Origin of the sequence: Hymenobacter qilianensis, assembly GCF_014638675.1 — a bacterium.
Classification (GTDB): domain Bacteria; phylum Bacteroidota; class Bacteroidia; order Cytophagales; family Hymenobacteraceae; genus Hymenobacter; species Hymenobacter qilianensis.
This window is the reverse complement of the sequence record NZ_BMFN01000002.1, coordinates 1-19,328: the sequence shown is the minus strand read 5'-3', so window position 1 is coordinate 19,328 and position 19,328 is coordinate 1. Positions and strand designations below refer to the sequence as shown.

Annotated in this window: 12 protein-coding genes and 1 pseudogene; 8 read left to right on the top strand and 5 right to left on the bottom strand. The window is 53.0% G+C overall.

Translation table 11 applies throughout. The features are described from left to right. Nucleotides 1-38: 38 nt before the first annotated feature. The 3 genes from IEW06_RS07935 to IEW06_RS07925 all read right to left on the bottom strand — a co-directional run bounded on the left by IEW06_RS07935 (nucleotide 39) and on the right by IEW06_RS07925 (nucleotide 3,613). Nucleotides 39-1,526 carry an exonuclease domain-containing protein gene (locus tag IEW06_RS07935; RefSeq protein ID WP_187732057.1) on the bottom strand — a complete coding sequence of 496 codons (1,488 nt, stop codon included), beginning with the start codon at nucleotides 1,524-1,526 and terminating at the stop codon, nucleotides 39-41. A gap of 355 nt (nucleotides 1,527-1,881) precedes the next feature. Further along, nucleotides 1,882-2,346, bottom strand: coding sequence for a ferritin-like domain-containing protein (locus IEW06_RS07930; RefSeq protein WP_187732056.1), 465 nt, complete (start codon nucleotides 2,344-2,346; stop codon nucleotides 1,882-1,884). A gap of 91 nt (nucleotides 2,347-2,437) precedes the next feature. Next, on the bottom strand, nucleotides 2,438-3,613 hold the full coding sequence (locus IEW06_RS07925; RefSeq protein ID WP_188547987.1) for an AI-2E family transporter: 1,176 nt from the start codon (nucleotides 3,611-3,613) through the stop codon (nucleotides 2,438-2,440). A gap of 241 nt (nucleotides 3,614-3,854) precedes the next feature. Here IEW06_RS07925 and IEW06_RS07920 point away from each other — a divergent pair, with 241 nt between their 5' ends. Further along, nucleotides 3,855-5,774, top strand: coding sequence for a DNA topoisomerase IV subunit B (locus IEW06_RS07920; protein WP_187732055.1), 1,920 nt, complete (start codon nucleotides 3,855-3,857; stop codon nucleotides 5,772-5,774). Nucleotides 5,775-5,995: 221 nt separating this feature from the next. Here the strand turns inward: IEW06_RS07920 and IEW06_RS07915 are convergent, their stop codons facing one another. Together IEW06_RS07915 and IEW06_RS07910 are read right to left on the bottom strand one after the other, a co-directional pair. Then, nucleotides 5,996-7,621 carry a M1 family aminopeptidase gene (locus tag IEW06_RS07915; protein WP_187732054.1) on the bottom strand — a complete coding sequence of 542 codons (1,626 nt, stop codon included), beginning with the start codon at nucleotides 7,619-7,621 and terminating at the stop codon, nucleotides 5,996-5,998. Continuing rightward, the gene (locus IEW06_RS07910) at nucleotides 7,588-8,469 is read right to left on the bottom strand and encodes a M1 family metallopeptidase (protein WP_229743074.1); all 882 of its coding nucleotides are present in this window, start codon (nucleotides 8,467-8,469) and stop codon (nucleotides 7,588-7,590) included. The genes IEW06_RS07915 and IEW06_RS07910 overlap by 34 nt, the downstream gene beginning before the upstream one ends. Before the next feature lie 826 nt (nucleotides 8,470-9,295). Between IEW06_RS07910 and IEW06_RS07905 the strand changes: the two genes are divergently transcribed. The 7 genes and pseudogenes from IEW06_RS07905 (at nucleotide 9,296) to rplT (ending at nucleotide 18,130) form a co-directional block, all read left to right on the top strand. Then, on the top strand, nucleotides 9,296-12,049 hold the full coding sequence (locus tag IEW06_RS07905; protein WP_373285373.1) for a DNA gyrase/topoisomerase IV subunit A: 2,754 nt from the start codon (nucleotides 9,296-9,298) through the stop codon (nucleotides 12,047-12,049). A gap of 315 nt (nucleotides 12,050-12,364) precedes the next feature. Further along, a complete protein-coding gene (locus IEW06_RS07900) occupies nucleotides 12,365-13,141 on the top strand; it encodes a tetratricopeptide repeat protein (RefSeq protein WP_188547984.1) in 777 nt (258 codons plus the stop codon). A 150-nt stretch (nucleotides 13,142-13,291) separates the two neighbouring features. Beyond that, complete coding sequence (locus IEW06_RS07895) at nucleotides 13,292-14,410, top strand: tetratricopeptide repeat protein (RefSeq protein WP_187732050.1); 1,119 nt, start codon at nucleotides 13,292-13,294, stop codon at nucleotides 14,408-14,410. A 188-nt stretch (nucleotides 14,411-14,598) separates the two neighbouring features. Next, entirely contained in the window at nucleotides 14,599-16,542 is a 1,944-nt protein-coding gene (gene thrS, locus IEW06_RS07890) for a threonine--tRNA ligase (RefSeq protein WP_187732049.1), read from the top strand. A 187-nt stretch (nucleotides 16,543-16,729) separates the two neighbouring features. Next, nucleotides 16,730-17,287, top strand: a pseudogene (infC, locus tag IEW06_RS07885) (translation initiation factor IF-3); the annotation flags it as partial. Nucleotides 17,288-17,460: 173 nt separating this feature from the next. Then, nucleotides 17,461-17,655, top strand: a complete 195-nt coding sequence (gene rpmI / locus IEW06_RS07880; RefSeq protein WP_187312636.1) for a 50S ribosomal protein L35 — start codon at nucleotides 17,461-17,463, stop codon at nucleotides 17,653-17,655. Nucleotides 17,656-17,785: 130 nt separating this feature from the next. Continuing rightward, on the top strand, nucleotides 17,786-18,130 hold the full coding sequence (rplT, locus tag IEW06_RS07875; RefSeq protein WP_187732048.1) for a 50S ribosomal protein L20: 345 nt from the start codon (nucleotides 17,786-17,788) through the stop codon (nucleotides 18,128-18,130). Nucleotides 18,131-19,328: the final 1,198 nt, after the last annotated feature.

Genomic DNA, 19,328 nt, shown 5'->3' with positions numbered 1-19,328 from the left:
CCTTTGAGAGGGGGCTGGGGGGTAAGGCCCGGCCAGAACTACTTAAAAATCTTAACCTTATCCTTGTGCTTGGTGCGCAGATATTGGCGGATAATCTGCTGCACGTCCTTGTTGTCGCCGTAGGGCTTGATGACGTCGCGGAAATCGGCCAGGCGGCGGGCCGAGAACTCGCCATCCACGTAGCCGAAGCCTAAGTAGCGTCCATTTTCAACCACCACAACCGACTTCTCATCCCCGCTGCGGCCCTTGCCGATAACTACGAAGGAGCCGTGCTCAAATGTGAAGCTCTCGATGGCCTCGTCCACGCGCAGGTTATACTCTTCCGGCGACTCAGCGCCCACGCACGCGCCCTTGCAGCGGTGCACCTGATAATCGAAGCAGGCACCCTGGGTTTTGTACAGGTCGCAGAGCTTCTGGCAGAGGTTGAACTTGGAAACTTTGTGAAACAGAAAGCCTTTGGCCTTGAATTGATTGGCCAGCGCAATAAGCGGCGTGGCCGGATTATCGGCGTCGGCGCGGCCGTAGTAGAGGTGCTTGTAGCCCTTTTCATCCTGCCGAAGATAAATGCCAGCTGGAAAAATGGAGCGCCGCTGCTGACGGTTATAAAACGGCTTCATGCGCTTGATTTCGGCCGATTCATACAACAAAGCCACTAACTCCGAGCCCGTCAGCTCCCAGGTAATATCGGAGATGCTGTTCTTGAATTCCAGCGACTTGCGCGACTTATAATCGACGGCGAAGTGCTGCTGAATCCGCTTGTAGATATTGATGCTCTTGCCCACATAAATCACCTCGCCCTGCTCATCGTGGAAGTAGTACACGCCGGCCTCCTGGGGCAATGTAGCTACCTTTTCGGGGGTGATGTTGGGGGGCAAAAGTGCGGTTTTGATGGCTTCCTGCACGGCCGTTACGCGCTTGACGCTGGGCTTTTTGGTGGCAGTAGCGGCGGGTCGGCCGCTGGGCGCCAGGGCATCAACCGAGGCCAGCGTGTCGGCGGCACTGATGGCGGGATTGGCAAGGGCTTCATCCTGCTGCGAAATCTTGAGCAGACGATCGAAGAGAATGGCAGTGGCGGCAGCATCGCCGGCGGCGCGGTGCCGGCCTTCCAGCGGAATGCCAATATTCTGGCACAGCTTACCCAAGCTGTAGCTGGGCTGGCCCGGAATAAGCGACCGGCTCAGGCGCACCGTACACAGCGTTTTGCGCGAATAGTTGTAGCCTAAATCCGCGAATTCCTTTTTCAAAAACGAGTAGTCGAAGCGCACGTTGTGGGCCACAAACACGCAGCCTTCGGTCATTTCGACCACTTTGCGCGCTACCTCGTGAAACCGGGGCGCGTCGCGCACCATGTCGTCGGTGATACCTGTGAGCTGGGTAATAAAAAAGGGAATCGACCGGCCCGGATTGACCAGCGTTTCATATTGGTCTACCACCTTGTCGCCATCGTGAATGAAAATGGCCAACTCGGTAATGCGGTCCTGCGTGGGCTGGCCACCAGTGGTTTCAAGGTCAATGATAGCGTACAAAGGCAGCGCAGATTTGGATTCTGATTTAGCTAATGATATTGGTAACAAAGATAAGCCCTACTAAGGTTGCAAAAAGAAATCGTAGGAATGACTGATGAGCAGAACGTCATGCTGAGGAATCGAAGCATCTCTGCCGCTTCGTTGCAATGGTATTGATTCTACTAACCAGTAGAGATGCTTCGACAGGCGGACGCCAGATCAAGCATGACGGTCTGTTTGTTGAGACTACTACTCCTACATCAGCCCATAAGCTGCTTCGCTGCGCTCTGCATGACGTTCTTTTGTGGAATATTTGTGCACAAAAAAGCCCCCCAGACGAATCTGGGGGGCTTTTATTATAAATCGGGAAAGCGAATTAGCGCTTCAACGAAGTAATCTGGTTTTTGGCAGCCAGGATTTCACCGTGCTGCTTTTGAATGATCGACTTGGCTTCAACGGGCAGGCCCTCAGCTTTCAGCGCTTGCTCGTAGGCTTCGAGGGCTACTTTGTCGCCGGTTTCGCACTCGCCCAGAATGGCGTTGTCGTCCTGGCCGGTGATGACCGATTTAATGTTAATCCAGCCGCGGTGTACAGCAGCAGCAGCATCGGCAACTACGCCTTCCACTGTGTTGCCGGCTTCGGTATTGATACCAAACTGACGAGCCTGCTGCTTCAGCTCAGAAGCAAACTGGGCGCGCTGCTGGCTGAACTGGCTCAGTTGCGACTTTAATTGAGGACTGGTAGCGCCTTCGGCGGCTTCCTGGTAGCCTTTGGCACCAGTTTCGTTGATTTCGACGAGGTCGTTATAAGCGCGGGCAGTGTTATCGCTAATAGAGGCCATGGTAAGTTTGTTTTAGGGTTAGGTCAGAATGTGTAGCACAGCCACGTCAAGAAGCTGATCAGGAGTTTATACTAACAAATTGCCCCCCAGGTTACGAGGCTCCTCGCAGGCGCTGCCAAAGCCGCCCAAAAAAGCCTGGCTCGGCCTTCTTGTCTACAATATCGTCGCCATCGGCCACGTCGCCCAGCAGAAAGCCGAACGGCTCCGTGGCTTTGGATGAGTCGAGCACTACCTTAATCACGGCTATCAGCGGAATGCTAATGATGATGCCCGGCGTTCCCCACAATTCGCCCCCCAGAATAAGCGCAATGATGGCCGCCATCGGGTTGATGCTCACTTTGGAGCCCGTAATCATAGGCGTAATAAAATTGCCCTCCAGGAACTGCACAAACACAAACACGCCAATTACGCCCAGTGCTTTGGCCGGCGAGCCGGTTTCGACCAGCGTAATGATGGCCGGTAAGGCCGAGCCAATCAGAATACCGATGTAGGGAATGATGGTCAGAACCGAGGCAAAGACGGCGAAGAAAATGGCGAATTTGACCCCCAGAACGAGCAGGCCAATAGCATTCAGAATGGCCACAATCACGATAACTGTCATCAGACCACTGATATAGGCCTGGATCACCGTCTGGATACTGTCCACGGTGTGCAGTACCGATGTGCGCTTCTCGGGGCTTACAAAGCGGAACATAAACTGCCGCATGTGGTCGCGGTAATACAGGAAGCAGAACATATAGATAGGCACCAGCGTGACCACGCTCAGCACATCGGCCGTGGTGTTTAGCGTAGCGCCCAGGTATCCGCCAGCATCTTTTTTAGCGCTCTTGAGCGATGAATCAATCAACTCGTCTTTGCTGATGGGCTCAATGCCAAAGCGCTGGCTCAGCATCTGCTGAATCTGGTCGAAATACTGCACCAGTTTAGTCTGCAGCTTGGGAAGTTCGGCCTTAAACTGCGTCATCTGCGAGCCGAAAGCGAAGATTATGGCTGCCAATCCGACAATCACCAGCAACAGACAAAAGAGAATGGCCAGCACCCTCGGCCAGCCCCACCGCTCAAAGCGTTGGCACAACGGCAGCAGCAGAATGGAAAAGAGGGCTGCAAACGTGATGGGCAGCAACACACTGTCGAGCTTCCAGAGCACGAACACGAGCAGCGACAAACCAATGAGCAGGAAGGTATAGTAGATGACGGGGGGCAATTTCACCTCGGCCGGAGTCGAGTTGGGTCGAGGGCCGTTAAAGTGTTTAGAGGTAGAAAGCATTAGCTAAAAAAATTAGGAAAGCAGAAGAGAAGTAAAGTTGGGCGTCAGGGTAATGGATGTTGTTTTTGGGAGGAACTATGTGCGCTAGGGGCTGGTTTTAGTTGGAAATTTTGCTAATATTTATGGCTAAAATCAGCGCTTCGGTTCCACGAGCAGCAGTCTTGCGCCCTCCTACGGCTTACTGTTGAGAAAAGGCCAATTTTCTGCGTTATTTTACCTCAAATTTGATTACCTAGTTTATATGGCTGACGAACAACTTCCCATTGCCCCCCAACACGCGTACACCGAAGACAGCATCCGCTCGCTTGATTGGCGTGAGCATATCCGTTTGCGGCCCGGTATGTACATCGGTAAGCTCGGCGATGGCTCGGCCTACGACGACGGTATTTATGTACTTGTGAAGGAAGTTATTGATAATTCCATCGACGAGCACGTGATGGGCCACGGCCGCACCATCGACATCAAGATATCTGACCAGCGCGTGCAGGTGCGCGACTATGGCCGCGGTATTCCGCTGGGCAAAGTGGTGGACGTGGTCAGCAAGATCAACACCGGCGGCAAGTACGATTCCAAGGTGTTTCAGAAGTCGGTGGGCCTGAACGGCGTGGGTACCAAAGCCGTGAATGCGCTCAGCAACTACTTCCTGGTGCAAAGCGTGCGCGACGGCCTGATGAAGTCGGCGGAGTTCTCGCAGGGCAAGTTGGTGCAGGACCCTAAGCCCGCGAAAACCTCCCAGCGCAACGGCACTCTGATGGTATTTCAGCCCGATGATACGGTATTCAAGAACTACCGCTTCATTCCGGAATATCTGGAAAATCAGATCTGGAACTACGTGTACCTGAACGCGGGCCTGACTATCAACTTCAACGGGCAGAAATACTACTCCGAAAATGGTCTGCTCGATTTGCTTTCGCGCAAAGCCGACGCGGAGAGCCTGCGCTACCCCATTATCCACCTCAAAGCCCCCGATATTGAACTGGCGCTAACGCACGGCAACGACTACGGCGAGGAGTATTATTCTTTCGTAAACGGCCAGTACACCACCCAGGGTGGTACGCACTTGGCAGCCTTCCGTGAGGCGGTGGTCAAAACCGTGCGCGAGTTCTATAAGAAGGAATACGACGCGGCCGACATTCGGGGCTCCATTATCGCGGCCATTTCGGTGCGGGTGCAGGAGCCGGTGTTTGAAAGCCAGACCAAAACCAAGCTTGGCTCCATCAATATGGGTGAGGACGGCCCCACGGTGCGCGGCTTTATTCTGGACTTTGTAAAAGAGCATCTCGACAATTACCTGCACAAAAACCAGGCAGTGGCCGACGCGCTTAAGCGGCGCATCGAGCAGAGCGAGCGGGAGCGTAAGGATATGGCGGGCGTGAAAAAGCTGGCTAACCAGCGCGCCAAAAAAGCCAACCTCCATAACCGCAAGCTCCGCGACTGCCGCTTCCACCTCGGCGAAGGCAAGCAGGAAGCCGAAGCTCTCACCACGCTGTTCATCACGGAGGGCGATTCCGCGTCAGGCTCCATTACTAAAAGCCGCAACGTGGAGACGGAAGCCGTATTCAGCTTGCGCGGTAAGCCGCTGAACTGCTTCGGGCTGAAGAAGAAAATCGTGTACGAGAACGAGGAGTTGAACCTGCTCCAGCACGCGCTCAACATCGAAGAAGGCATCGAACACCTGCGCTACAACCGCGTGGTAATTGCCACCGACGCCGACGTGGACGGCATGCACATTCGCTTGCTGCTGCTTACGTTCTTCCTACAGTTTTTCCCCGATCTGGTGCGCAACAACCATGTTTTCATTCTGGAAACACCTCTGTTTCGCGTCCGCAATAAGAAAACGACCATCTACTGCTACAACGAGCAGGAAAAGCAGGAGGCTATGCGCAAGCTGGGCCGCAACCCCGAAGTAACGCGCTTCAAAGGTTTGGGTGAAATCAGCCCCGATGAGTTCGGCAAGTTCATTGGCGAAAACATCAAGCTGGAGCCCGTCATTCTGCAATCTGACCGCTCTATTCAGCAAGTCCTGACGTATTACATGGGCAAGAATACGCCTGCCCGTCAGGAGTTTATCATCGATAACCTGCGTCAGGAGAAGGACCTTATTACCTCCGATGTGCTGCCAGTAGAAGAAGTAGCCGAAGAAGATATGGCGTTTGCATAGAGCCCGCTTTTTCAAAACTTAAATTCATAGAAAAGCCCCAGCCGACACTTCCGACTGGGGCTTTTCTATTAGTTATGAATAAGGCGGTCATGCAGAGCGGAGCATCTCGCGTGCTGATATAAGATTAGTAATCCCACTAAACACGCGAGATGCTTCGCGTTGCTCTGCATGACCGCCTTTATGTGGCAATTTTATTTAGGCTTTTTCAGCCACAAGCCGCGCTAATTGGCTTCCTGAATTTCTTTTACCGCTGCTGCTACCAGCGTTTTGGTCTGGGTCGCAGTTGGGCGCGCGGCCTGCTGCTGTTCTACTTGCCGCAGCCCGCCGATAATTGGTTCAGCAACGCCATAGGCCTTAAACTTCACTGCCAGATCTTTCATTCGCGTAATGCCCTCCGCCAGCGCCGCGGCATCTTCCAAACGACCGAGCATTTCCACCATTCCGGTCAGCATATCGAAGCGCCCATTGGGGCCGGCTGCATCATACTTGCTCAATATCGAGGGCCATTGGGCTGGTCCGCCGGCTTGGCCATATACATTTACCAAGGCCACGGTTAATGCTCCTTTGTTATCGGCCTCGAAGGCGCTGGCGCGGGCCAGCGCCTGCTTGGGTTGAAGCGGCAACAGGGCCTGCAGCGCCGCCCCCTGCACTCGGTACGATTTGCTGTCGAGAGCTTTGCTGAACAGCCTGGCGTAGCGCTTCTCCTCCAGCGTGCCGAGCGCCGTAAGCGCCGCCGCCTGCACCTGCACCGATGAATCGTTGGCGGCTAGCTTGGCGAGCAGGGGAGCGGCCGCCCGGCGCTGGGGGGCATTTTTGAGGTCAAGAGCCTGAACGGTCATCTCTCGCAAAGCGGCAGATTTGTCGGTGAGGCCAGCCACCAGAATTTTTTGGGCTAGCGGATCGGTTGGTTTGGCTTGAGCAGCGGCCAGGGCTTCGCGGCGGTCGAGGTAGTGCGGGGCGTGGCGGAACTGGTAGGCGTATTCGGCCAATGATTTGTTGTCCTGCTTCTGCCACACCTGCACTTTGGCGGCGTCCACGTTCACCAAATCCGGTTTAGTAGCAGCCGGAAAGTACAGCGTATCGATAGCATTACGAAGAGTAGCGTGGTAGCGCTGCGCTTTGCCCCCAGCGTACACATCAACCAGCAGCGGCAGCACAAAAAGCCCCCCAGCCTGGGTTTGGCGCACTACCACTGCCTGTCGCTTGCGGGCCGCATCCCACTGGTAGTCAATGGTAACCACGGGGTGGCCGGCGCCGTAATACCATTGATTGAAAAACCAGTTCAAGTCCTGGCCTGATACCTCTTCGAGGGCCAGGCGCAACTGGTGCGGCTCGCCCGTTCCGAAGGCATTTTGCTTTAAATAGTGCTGCAAGCCCCGGAAGAATATTTCCTCGCCCAAGTGGGCGCGCAGCATGTTCAGAATGCTGCCGCCTTTCTGGTACGTCACGCCATCAAACATGTCCTCTTTATCGGCATACTGAAAGCGCACCAGCGGCTTCTCATAGTTGGAAGAAGTGCGCAGATAGTTGCGCAGGCTGCGGTCGGCCTGAGCCGCGCCGGCATCGGGGCCGTAAGCGTGCTCGGCCCAGAGTACTTCACAAAAGTTGGCAAATGACTCGTTCATAGTCAGGTTGCTCCAGCTTTCGGCCGTCACGTAGTCGCCAAACCAGTGATGGAATATTTCGTGGGCAATTTCGCGCTCCACACCGGCGTATTCCCAGTCCAGCAGCTCGCGGGCGGTGCCCTGGGCTTGCTCGCCAAACAGAGAAGCGGTCGTGTTTTCCATGGCCCCGCTCACGTAGTCGCGGGCCACTATCTGGGCATATTTATTCCACGGAAACTCCACGCCGAGGCGTTGGGAAAAAACTCCAGCATCTGGGGCGTTTTGCCAAAAATAGCGCGGGCCTGGGGGGCAAATTTTGGCTCCAAATAATAGCTCACTTCCTTGCCCCGCCACGTGTCCTTCGTGATGCGGAAGTCGCCAATGGCCAGCATAAAGAGGTAAGGCGCGTGGGGCTGCTCCATCTTCCAGGTATCCGTGCGCAAGCCCGCGCCGGCCGGCTTTTGCTGCACGAGCGCGCCGTTGCTCAGCGTGACGTACTTACTAGGCACGGTCAGACTGATTTCCGAAGTCGTTTTCTGATTCGGCCTATCGATGGTCGGAAACCATACCGAAGAGCCTTCGGTCTCGCCCTGCGTCCAGATCTGTACGGGCTTGCCGGCCACAGCGCTGTCGGGGTTAATGAAGTACAGGCCCTTTGCTTCCAAAATGGCGGCGCTGCCCTTTACATTGGCCTCGTCGGGCTTGGCCGTGTATTCGATATAAACCGTGTAAGCAGCGCCGGGGGGCATTTCTCGGCCCAGGTTCACGCGCAGGTTCCGCTGATCGGTATACGCGTACTTCAGCGGCTGCATCGATGTGCCGTTCACTAAAGCTACCGCCTTGATGTCCATGCCTTTGGCGTCAAGGCGCAATGAATCGGTGGGGTAGGCGTGGGGCTTGAGTGTGAGCCATTCCTTGCCGTAAGCGTAGCGCTTGGCGTAGTCGAACTGTAAGTCGAGCCTGGTATGAACAAGATTGTTCACCCGGCGCTCCGTGGCGCGGTAACTGCTTGCGGCAGGTTGCTGAGCACTAGCAGATGAAAGGATGGCCAGGATTAGCAGGCCCGGCAGAAAGTGATGAAGGAGGCGCACAGAGGAAGTAAAGTACAGAGGTGAGGGCTGAATAAAGCGTATTTCTGCCAGCAGGAAGCGTGTTTGCAAATGACGCGTTTCTCAGCGCTTTAACAGCCAGATGCTGACGATACTAGCGGGGTTGCCTGCCCCAAGCAACAATTTGCCCCCCAGCGCAGAAATTGGCGCGCGCTGCATTTTTGAGCGTGCGAATGGTAGACTTTTACGCCCTTAATTATAGCAACCGTTGGTGTAGCTAAGATTAATCATCAAATGTATTCTATGTTTGGCTAAAGCTGTTAGTATAATTTGCGCTGATTATCAAAGGCACTAAGTTGAAAGAACTGGTTGCAGGGTACATAAAATTGGGTTTATGCTTGTGTTTGGCTAATATTATTGGGAACTTTATGAGCTTGACGCGCATTACAAATATTGCGTTCTGCGCAGCTAACGGTACTTTTGATACGCAGGCTGAACATGTAACAAGCCCGGACGCTGCTCATTTTCTTTGTAGCTTTTACTCAAACTCCATGAGTTGATCCTTACATTTTTTGCCAGTTATCTATTTTCAGGCGTCTTTAGTGAAAAGCCTTTCAGCCGCAGGGCTGAAAGAGAGGTACAAGAACATTAATCGTGGCAAGCGCCACACCCCACTGTGTCAGAAGAGAAGAATCCCCACGACCCGAACCAGGAAGAGCAGCCGAATCTATTTGGTGCCGGCGACTCCTTTGAGTTTGGGTCAGCCTCGGCCGCGCCCGAGGACGCTGATGCCGCATCGGAAAAGGAGAAGGCGGAATTTGTAGTGAGTGCCTCCGGCGAGCTGCTGCTGTCTGAGTCGTCCGAGGATGTGCACGTCACGACCGAGCCCACGCCAGTAACCGAAGAAACCGAGGAGGAGCCCAAATTTGCCCCCGGCGAAACCATTCACGACGTAGCCACGGTGGCTGGCATGTACCAGAACTGGTTTCTGGACTATGCCTCCTACGTGATTCTGGAGCGGGCTGTGCCGGCAATTGAAGATGGATTGAAGCCCGTGCAGCGGCGCATCTTGCACGCCATGAAGGAGATGGACGATGGTCGCTTTAATAAAGTAGCTAACGTCATCGGGCAAACCATGCAGTATCACCCTCACGGCGACGCCTCCATCGGCGACGCGATGGTGAATCTGGGACAGAAGGATCTGCTGATTGAAACCCAGGGCAACTGGGGCGACATACGGACCGGCGATGGTGCGGCTGCGCCGCGTTATATCGAGGCACGCCTGTCCAAGTTTGCGCTCGATGTGGTGTTTAATCCCGACATCACTGACTGGCAGATGAGCTACGACGGCCGCAAGCGCGAGCCCACCACGCTGCCTGTTAAGTTTCCATTGCTGCTGGCCCAAGGCGTAGAAGGCATTGCCGTGGGCCTGAGTACCAAGATTATGCCCCACAACTTCCGCGAGTTGTGCAAGGCCAGCATCGATGTGCTGCGGGGCCGCGACATTCAGCTGTTCCCGGATTTCTCGACAGGGGGGCTTTGTGACATTACCAACTACAACTCGGGGCAGCGGGGGGCAAAAATCCGCCTGCGCGCCACCATTGAGAAGGCCGACAAAACCATGTTGGTCATTCGCGATATTCCTTACGGCACCACCACTACGGCGCTGATGGAAAGCATCGTGAAGGCCTCGGAGGCCAACAAGATCAAGATTAAGAAGGTAGTCGATAACACGGCTGCTGATGTCGAGATTCAGGTGCACCTGCCCACCGGTGTATCGCCCGACCTGACCATGGACGCGCTGTACGCCTTCACTGACTGCGAAATTTCGATTTCGCCCAATACCTGCGTTATTATCGAAGACAAGCCGCGCTTCGTGGGCGTGGAGGACATGCTGCGGCTGAGCACCCAGAAAACGGTACGTCTGCTGGAGCGTGAGTTGGAAATCCGGCAGGATGAGCTGCACGAAAAGTGGCACTCGGCTTCTTTGGAGAAGATTTTCATCGAGAACCGCATCTACCGCAAAATTGAGGAGTGCGAAACCTGGGATGAGATTCTGGAAACCATTGACGCGGGCCTGAAGAAATTTGTGCGCGTGGAAGGGGAGAAGCAGAAGGCCAATGACACCCGCATTGTGCTGCGCCGACCCATCACCCAGGAAGACCTCACGCGCCTGACCGAAATCCGCATCAAGCGCATCTCCAAGTTCGATGGTTTCAAGGCCGACGAGTACATTCAGAAGCTGGAAACGGAGCTAGCCGAAGTGGCCGACCACTTAGCGAACATCACGCGCTACGCTATCAGCTATTTTGATGGCTTGCTGAAGAAGTACGGCGCTGGTCGGGAGCGCAAAACCCAGCTCCGCACCTTTGATGTGGTAACGGCCCAGAAAGTAGCCGTAGCCAACCAGAAGCTTTACGTGAACCGCCAAGACGGTTTCGTGGGCTTCGGCCTGAAAAAGGACGAATTCGTCTGTGACTGTTCCGACCTAGATGATATCATTGGCATTCGCCGCGACGGCTCGTTCATGGTCACGCGCATTGCGGAGAAAACCTTCGTTGGCAAGGACATCCTGCATGTGGGCGTGTACAACAAGAACGACGACCGCCTGGTGTACAACATGATGTACCAGGATGGCCCGTCGGGGGTAACTTATGCTAAGCGCTTCCTCGTGACGGGCATCACCCGCGACAAAACCTACGATCTGACCAAGGGGGGCAAAAATTCCAAGGTGCTGTACCTGACTGCCAACCCAAATTCTGAGTCGGAAATAGTAAGCATACAGCTGACGGATAAGGCCCCGGCGCGGGTGAAGCAGTTTGAGTTTGACTTCGCGGAGCTGGCCATCAAAGGCAAAGGCTCGCAGGGCAACATCGTAACCAAGCAGCCCATCAAGCGCATCAAGCAGGAAGCCCTCGGCGACTCTACTTTAGGTGGCCGCGAGATCTTCTTCGATAGTGTGGTTGGGCGCCTCAACACCGCCGGCCACGGTCGCTATTTAGGTACTTTCGACACGGATAATACCGTCCTGGTTGTATACAAGGATGGTAGCTATGAGCTCAAGTCGCCCGATCCGGCGCACCACTTCGATATGCCTAATATCGTGCTGCTGCGCAAGCTGGAACCTGATACGGTGCTCAGCGCCATATATGTGGAAGGAGAAACGAAAGTGCACTACGTCAAGCGCTTCAAGATCGAAACCAGTACGCTGGAAAAGCGCTTCTCATTTATTTCGGAAAGCAAAAGCTCCAAAATGCTGGTCGTTACGGCCAACCCGGAGCCGCTGGTCGAGATGAAAGTGCAGCGCGATAAGAAATCGGACCGCGAAACCGAGAAGCTGCCGCTGCACACGTTTATCGACGTGAAAGGATGGAAGGCTGCCGGTAATAAGCTTGCCTACTACAAAATTCACTCGCTGGCCTTGCTCACCGACGAAGGTCCGGAGCCGGAGCGCCGGGCGGCCGCCAAGAAGCGCGGCCCGGCCACCATTCCGCGCCCGGCCGCGCCGGAGCCCGTGGCGCCACTGCCCGAGCTAACCGGTCCGGTGGAAGTGACCAGCGAGGATGTAGAGCGCGCCCAGGCAGTACTACGGCGCCCCAAGTCTCAGCTAAAGCTATTTTAAAAGTCTAAAAAAGCCCCCCAGTTACTTTCTGGGGGGCTTTTTTAGACTCAACTTACAAACTCTGACCTAAAGGAACAGCCCGCGTGGCTTTTGCGGTTTGCCAGGTGTAGCCATGAATGATTAAGTTTCGGTTTCCAACCGTTTTGCGGAAAGCATTAATGAACTGTACATAGCTGGCAACTCATTGTATTGCGGCCAAATGCAATTATTCGCTGCTACTTCCCCAAGCTTCAATTTCAATGCTGGGCCTGCTGCCCAGCCACTTTCTAGCCTATGTTTTCGCCCCGTATTTTCAGGCTAATCATACTGCTGGGAATGCTCATGGTAAGTGAGTTGGAATCCATAGCCGCCACACTTTCCTTGCCAGATATTGGAAAGCTGTTGGCCGAAGCGCGGCTGCTCCAACGAAAATACCTCGATTCGGAAGCATTAGCGAAATACGAGCAAGTGCTGGACGAGGACGCCAAGAACTACGAAGCGCTCTGGCAGGCCGCAGTGCTTAGCGTGCGCATCGGCACGCGCTATACCGACGAAACGCGGCGGTCGGCTTATTTCACCTCGGCGGGGCAATATGCGTATCGGGCTTTTGTAGCCAAATCGGATGGGGGAGAGGCCAACTACGCCGTGGCCTTGTCTCTTGCCAACCAGGCTACGTTGCTGCGGGCTCGGGGCCGCTTGCTGATGTACAAGGAAATGCAGCCCTACGTGTTTCGGGCCGTAGCGCGCCGCCCCGATTGGGCCGATACCTGGCAGCTGCTTGGGCGCTGGCATTATCGTGTTGATCATTACAACGTGTTGGAGCGGGTGTATAGTGAGCTGATTCTGGGCGGAATGCCCGGCGGTGCCAGTAGCACTAAAGCGGTCGACGCGCTTAAGCGGGCCCATGAGCTGGACCCGAAGCGCATACAGTTCTGCTATGATCTGGCCCGTGTCTATCAGAATCAGCGCCAGTTTGATGAAGCCATCACAGTGCTCGTCGATTCGCAAAAGCTGGAGCCTGTAACGGGTGAAGAGCTGGAGGTAAGTAGGCGCTGTCGGAACCTGTTGCAGCAGTTGGCGCGGCAGAAACGCGGCCGCAATGAGGTCGAATAAGCTTCTGCGGTCCTTGTCTGGCGGTATCGTTGTTGGCTTTGAAGTTATCTTTGCTGTCGGATGCGTCGTGGCTTCGGTAGAATAGTTTTGATTGACTTTCTTTAGCTCGTCGCGGCAATTCTGTATTTTATACTAAGGTTCGTAGCTGCCGTGGCTGTTATTCGTCGTTTTCTGCCTTTGCTGTTGTGCGTCGCTGCTATTTCTGCCTGCGACCAGGCACCTACTGGCCCACCTGCCACGATGGTAAACCTGGCTACGGTGCAAAGCGGGCCTCAACTGCAAGCCGAAACGTTGGAAGGCGCCATTGCCCGCCAACCCCGCAAAGCGTCTTTATACGCACGCCGCGCTACATTTCGCCTCGATGCTGGTCAGATTGGCCCTGCGCTAGCCGACATCGATCAAGCCTTAAAGCTAGATGATGACCCCGGCGAATTTTATTTCATCAGGGCCCGCGCCCTACGCGCTCAAAACCGGCTCGAAGCCACCTTGGCTGCTGCGGCCGAAGCGTCCAAGCGTGGGTTTTCTTCGCCTGAACTGAACCTGCTGGTAGGTGAAACTCACTTGGCTGCCCGCCGCCATCAAGCAGCCCTTGATCATCTTGATAGAGCCTTGCAGCAGGAGCCGGAGCTAGCCGCCGCTCTGTTCTACAAAGGCTTAGCTCACGCTGCACTCGCTGATACCGCCCAGGCGCTGGACTACCTGCGCGCCAGCCTGGCTCGCGACCCTCACCAACCCGAAATTCTACATCAGCTAGCTTTCTTGTCGAATGCCAACCGGCGCCCGGCCGCCGCTGCGGTATATGCTACGCGTGGCCTTCGCCTGGCGCCCACGCACGGTCCGCTGTGGTACGACTACGGACGGCAGCACGAGCTGCAAAACCGGCCTGATAGCGCGATTTATGCCTACACCCGCGCAGTAGAGCTGGACACCACACTATACCGCGCCGATTATCGTCTGGGCTTGGCTGCTTTCAAAAAGCGTCGCTATGCAGAAGCTTTGCCCCATTTACAGCGTGCCTTGCGTCGGGCTTCCCGCTTGCCAGGCGGACGTCAAATGGTAGCGGAAAGCCTGGAAGCTATGGGCCGCACTACAGAAGCAGTCGCTCAGTATCGTATTCTAGTCGCCGAAAACCCAGGCAATAAACACTGGACTTACCGCGCCTGGAAAGCGGGAGAACGCGCACGGCAGTTACGCGGAGATAGTATGCGTCGCCCTGTTCGTCAGGCAATAGCCCCTTTGGTTGAACGGTCCTTACCTACACTGCGCTAAGCACGCCTGGGGGGCTTTTTCGGTCGGTTTTCACATAGATAAGACGTGTCTGTAGCTAGTACGGTGATGATAAGCGCAGCTATAGACAAAGAGATTTGGGGTGGTAGCTCCAATAAATGCCCCCCACATTCGTCTTAACCAGCTAACTTGCGGGCTAACGCTGTTTGTAGAGCATTTTTTCCTGACCAATGATTAACATCACTCTTCCCGATGGCTCTGTGCGCCAGTTTGTAGATGGCGCGACGGGCTACGACGTAGCCGCTAGTATTAGTGAGGGCCTGGCTCGCAACGCTTTGGGCGTGCGCGTAAATGGCGAAGTTCGCGACCTGCACCGACCCATCACGCAGAATTCTGCCCTCGAAATCCTGACCTGGAACGACGACGCAGGCAAAAATACGTTCTGGCATTCGTCGGCTCACTTGATGGCTGAGGCTTTGGAGGCTTTGTATCCGGGTGTAAAGCTTGGTATCGGCCCAGCTATCGAGAGTGGCTTCTATTACGATATCGACCTAGGCGAAGGCCGGACTATATCCACCAACGACTTTCCCCAGATCGAGCAGAAAATGCTGGAGCTGGCCCGAAAGAAAAGCCAGTATGAGCGCCGCGAAGTGCCTAAAGCTGAGGCTATAGCCTATTTCACGGAGAAAGGTGACCCCTATAAGCTTGACTTGCTGGAGCGCTTGGAAGATGGAACTATCAGCTTTTACACCCAAGGTGATTTCACGGACCTTTGCCGCGGGCCACACATCCCTGATACAAGTCCTATTAAGGCAGTAAAGCTGCTAAATGTGGCCGGAGCCTTTTGGCGTGGCGATGAAAAGAATAAGCAGCTCACTCGCGTGTACGGCATCACTTTCCCCAAACAGAAAGAGCTGACCGAATATCTTGAGCGCCTAGAGGAGGCTAAGCGCCGCGACCACCGCAAGCTGGGCAAGGAATTGGAATTGTTTGCATTCTCTGAGAAAGTGGGAGCGGGGCTACCGTTGTGGTTACCTAAAGGTACGGCCCTACGTGAGCGCCTTGAGCAGTTTATGCGCCGTGCCCAGGTTAAGGCAGGCTACCTGCCTGTAGTGACCCCTCATATCGGCTCAAAGGAGCTTTATGTAACGTCGGGTCACTATGAGAAATATGGCGCTGATTCTTTTCAACCCATCAAGACGCCTAATCCCGGTGAGGAATTCTTCCTTAAGCCGATGAACTGCCCGCACCATTGCGAAATCTACAAAACCAAGCCTCGCTCATACCGTGACTTGCCTTTGCGCCTTGCAGAGTTTGGAACAGTGTATCGCTACGAGCAAAGTGGTGAATTGCACGGCCTTACCCGTGTACGTGGGTTTACCCAAGACGATGCACATATCTTCTGCCGGCCAGATCAGGTTAAGGAAGAATTTATCAAGGTGATAGATCTTGTACTGTATGTGTTCCGGGCACTCGGCTTTGAGAATTATACTGCTCAAATATCCCTTCGCGACCCTGAAAATAAGACCAAATACATCGGCTCCGATGAAAATTGGGCCTTGGCAGAAAGCGCTATTCAAGAGGCTGCTGCGGAAAAAGGATTGCCTACGGTTACGGAGCTAGGCGAAGCGGCCTTTTATGGTCCTAAGCTCGACTTCATGGTGCGCGACGCACTAGGCCGGAAGTGGCAGCTAGGTACCATTCAGGTTGATTATAATCTACCTGAGCGCTTCGAACTCGAATACGTCGCCCCCGACAACTCCCGCCAACGACCTGTAATGATACATCGTGCGCCTTTTGGGTCGCTGGAGCGCTTCGTTGCGGTACTTATTGAGCATTGCGCCGGCAATTTTCCGTTGTGGCTCTCGCCTGAGCAATTTGCTGTCTTACCCATTTCCGAAAAATATCAAGATTATGCCCAGCATGTCTATGACCGCTTGGTACAAGCTGAATTGCGTGGTTCATTAGATAGCCGCGATGAGAAAATAGGCCGCAAAATCCGCGATGCCGAAATGTCCAAGGTGCCTTATATGCTCATTGTAGGGGAGAAGGAGCAGGAAAATGGCATTGTTTCACTCCGTAAGCACGGGGAAGGCGATTTGGGTAGCATGCCAATCGAAGCATTCATTCGTAGCTTTAATAGCCAAGTAGCTGAGATGCTAGTAGGTAATTAGTTCACTTATATAAAAACATGCCCACGACAGCAAATGCTGAAATGGGCATGTTTTTATATAGTCACTTTTTTAGATCCGAAAAATAAGCGGATATTTGCCCGCTGATTGAAACTCATCACGGGTCATTGTGTTGAGTTAGATAGTATCTAAAGATTATTCGCTCACCTTTCAGAAGGAGGACCAACTCATAGCAACCCCAAATCGCCGCTACATCCCCCGTGCTCAGGTGGAGGAGCCGTTCAAAATCAACCAGAAGATTACGGCCCGCGAAGTGCGCCTGGTCGGTGAAAACATCGAGCAAGGTGTTTATTCAATTGAGCAGGCCCGTCGTTTAGCTCAGGAGCAAAACCTAGACTTAGTTGAGATTTCGCCTACGGCCGTGCCGCCTGTGTGCCGAGTTATCGACTACTCTAAGTTTAAATACGAGCAGAAAAAGCGCACCCGCGAAATGAAAGCCAAAGCCACGAAAGTGGTATTAAAGGAAATTCGGTTTGGTCCTAACACCGACGAACATGACTTTGCTTTCAAATTGAAGCATGCGCAGGAATTCCTGCGTGAAGGGGCAAAAATCAAGGCTTACGTGCACTTTGTAGGCCGCTCCATCGTGTTCAAGGAACGCGGTGAGATTTTGTTGCTAAAGTTTGCTCAAGCTCTTGAAGACTTAGCTAAAGTTGAGCAGTTGCCCAAACTAGAGGGCAAGCGTATGTTCTTATATTTGGCTCCTAAGGTAGCCGTAGTTGCCAAACCCAAAGCACCCGCCACTAAAGAAGGAGGGAAGGAAGGTAAAGAGGTCGCACCCAAAGAGCTTAAAGAAGTTAAAGCCAAAGAAGAACAGGCTTAGAGGTAGTTATTCATTGCTTAGGCATTAGATTAATTAGCTTATTAACAAGCATTTCCTTTTTCTCAATTCATACCACAATGCCAAAAGTAAAGACGAAATCCGGTGCTAAGAAGCGTTTTACGCTCACCGGAACGGGCAAGGTGAAGCGGAAGCACGCCTTCAAAAGCCACATTCTCACCAAGAAGACTACCAAGCAAAAGCGTAATCTAACGCATGTTACGCTTGTTAGCTCTGCCGATATGAATCGGGTGAAGGATATGCTGAATATCTAAGAATGTTGAGTCACTGTTAATTTAATAACAGTTTCGATTATCATTTGAAGGTTCAGTATCTCAATAATTTTCCACCAGGCGCCCGGTTTACAAGACAAGGATTGTCACCGGTCGCCAAAAAAAGTAGGTTATGCCAAGAAGTGTGAATAACGTGGCTTCGCGCCACCGCCGCAAAAAGGTAATGAAGCTTGCAAAAGGCTATTTCGGCCGCCGCAAGAATGTTTGGACCGTTGCAAAAAATGCTGTTGAGAAAGGCTTATTATACGCTTACCGCGACCGCAAAACCAAAAAGCGCGAGTTCCGTGCTTTATGGATTCAGCGTATTAACGCCGGTGCTCGTGAGCATGGGTTATCGTATTCTCAATTCATGGGCGGCCTGAAAAAAGCAGGCATCGATTTGAATCGTAAAGTATTGGCTGATCTCGCTTTGAATCACCCAACCGCTTTTCAAGGTATTATTGAAAAAGTTAAGTAATACCTCAAGGATAAATAAAAAGGCTCACCTTATGCAAGGTGAGCCTTTTTATTTATCCACTTTTTAATTAATTACTCTCATTTTTATTTGAAGAACAAAATACGCTCTTTATGCAACTTTGTATATACAAATGATTAATGAGATTAGACCTGTACATAATTAAATCATAATAGGTTATTATTTATGTCACGCCTAACTAACTCAAAACCAACACGCTTAGTTTAATTAAGGTGAGATTAATATAAAGCAGTATTATAAACTGACTAGCATAGTTGAATGATACTATACTACGCGCTTACAAATGCTTAGATAATAAATTAAGGGTGCCAGCAGAATTTTTATTTCATAATAAAAAACTTAGTTATAATAAATGATTAGAAGGTGTTGATATTCCCGCAATCGGAGCAAATTTCCTGATAAAGGAAAAAAGGGCCTAGAGTGTGCTTTTAAATTATTTCGCTGGGTGACCCTACAACTAAACTGCTTGAGGCAGTTGAATAGCCGATCAATAAGGTGACATTGGGTATAGCTGACTTCATTATAAGCACAGGAGCACTTGCTAGAGTGGGAGGGATGGGATGACGGCACAGTTGCCGCGGGCCGCTTCAAGTGGTTCTGAATATATTCGCGACTAGCATCAAGTCTTGTAGTGCATGCTGGTAGGCGGCAGGGTACACCCGAACGAGTTAACCACAAGTGTTAGCCACCACGAGCAGCTTGCTACTTAAGACGTCGACAGCTGCACTCTATTCAGTATGGGTTGCTGGCGTACTGAATAGAGTGCAGCATTGGCATGTGCAAATAAATTTCCCTGTTGCCCTGGTGCTTACAGTCGGGCCCACATGTACGGAGCGGTCCCGAGCTTATGTACTTTGTGCCAAATCAGATTTTTTGTGTGCGCAAAAGGACGGCTGGCAGCACCGTTGCGTCTCAGTCACGTCAATAGTAAGCTACAGATGAGTTTTTCTGACCTGTAAATATTGTACTACGGCTTGGCAGCAGATGTGTGATGTCTCACTAATGCGCATCTGTCGACATGAGGTCAATGCCACAGGCTATTTCCTAATTACTTATAATAGTGATGTAAGGTAAACTATAACTAGCACTCAGGTACTGGTGCCTTTAGGTGTGCGGGGGGGGCTATAAACGAGGGCAGCCCCCCGCATCCGGTATGGGGACGCTGGGGGGCTGCGGCAAA

What these genes read in the sequence shown, in the direction of transcription:
- IEW06_RS07930 (WP_187732056.1), bottom strand. Translation starts at nt 2,346, where the DNA reads ATGGCCTCTATTAGCGATAACACTGCCCGCGCTTATAACGACCTCGTC.
- IEW06_RS07925 (WP_188547987.1), bottom strand. Translation starts at nt 3,613, where the DNA reads ATGCTTTCTACCTCTAAACACTTTAACGGCCCTCGACCCAACTCGACT.
- IEW06_RS07920 (WP_187732055.1), top strand. Translation starts at nt 3,855, where the DNA reads ATGGCTGACGAACAACTTCCCATTGCCCCCCAACACGCGTACACCGAA.
- IEW06_RS07900 (WP_188547984.1), top strand. Translation starts at nt 12,365, where the DNA reads ATGCTCATGGTAAGTGAGTTGGAATCCATAGCCGCCACACTTTCCTTG.
- thrS (WP_187732049.1), top strand. Translation starts at nt 14,599, where the DNA reads ATGATTAACATCACTCTTCCCGATGGCTCTGTGCGCCAGTTTGTAGAT.
- rpmI (WP_187312636.1), top strand. Translation starts at nt 17,461, where the DNA reads ATGCCAAAAGTAAAGACGAAATCCGGTGCTAAGAAGCGTTTTACGCTC.
- rplT (WP_187732048.1), top strand. Translation starts at nt 17,786, where the DNA reads ATGCCAAGAAGTGTGAATAACGTGGCTTCGCGCCACCGCCGCAAAAAG.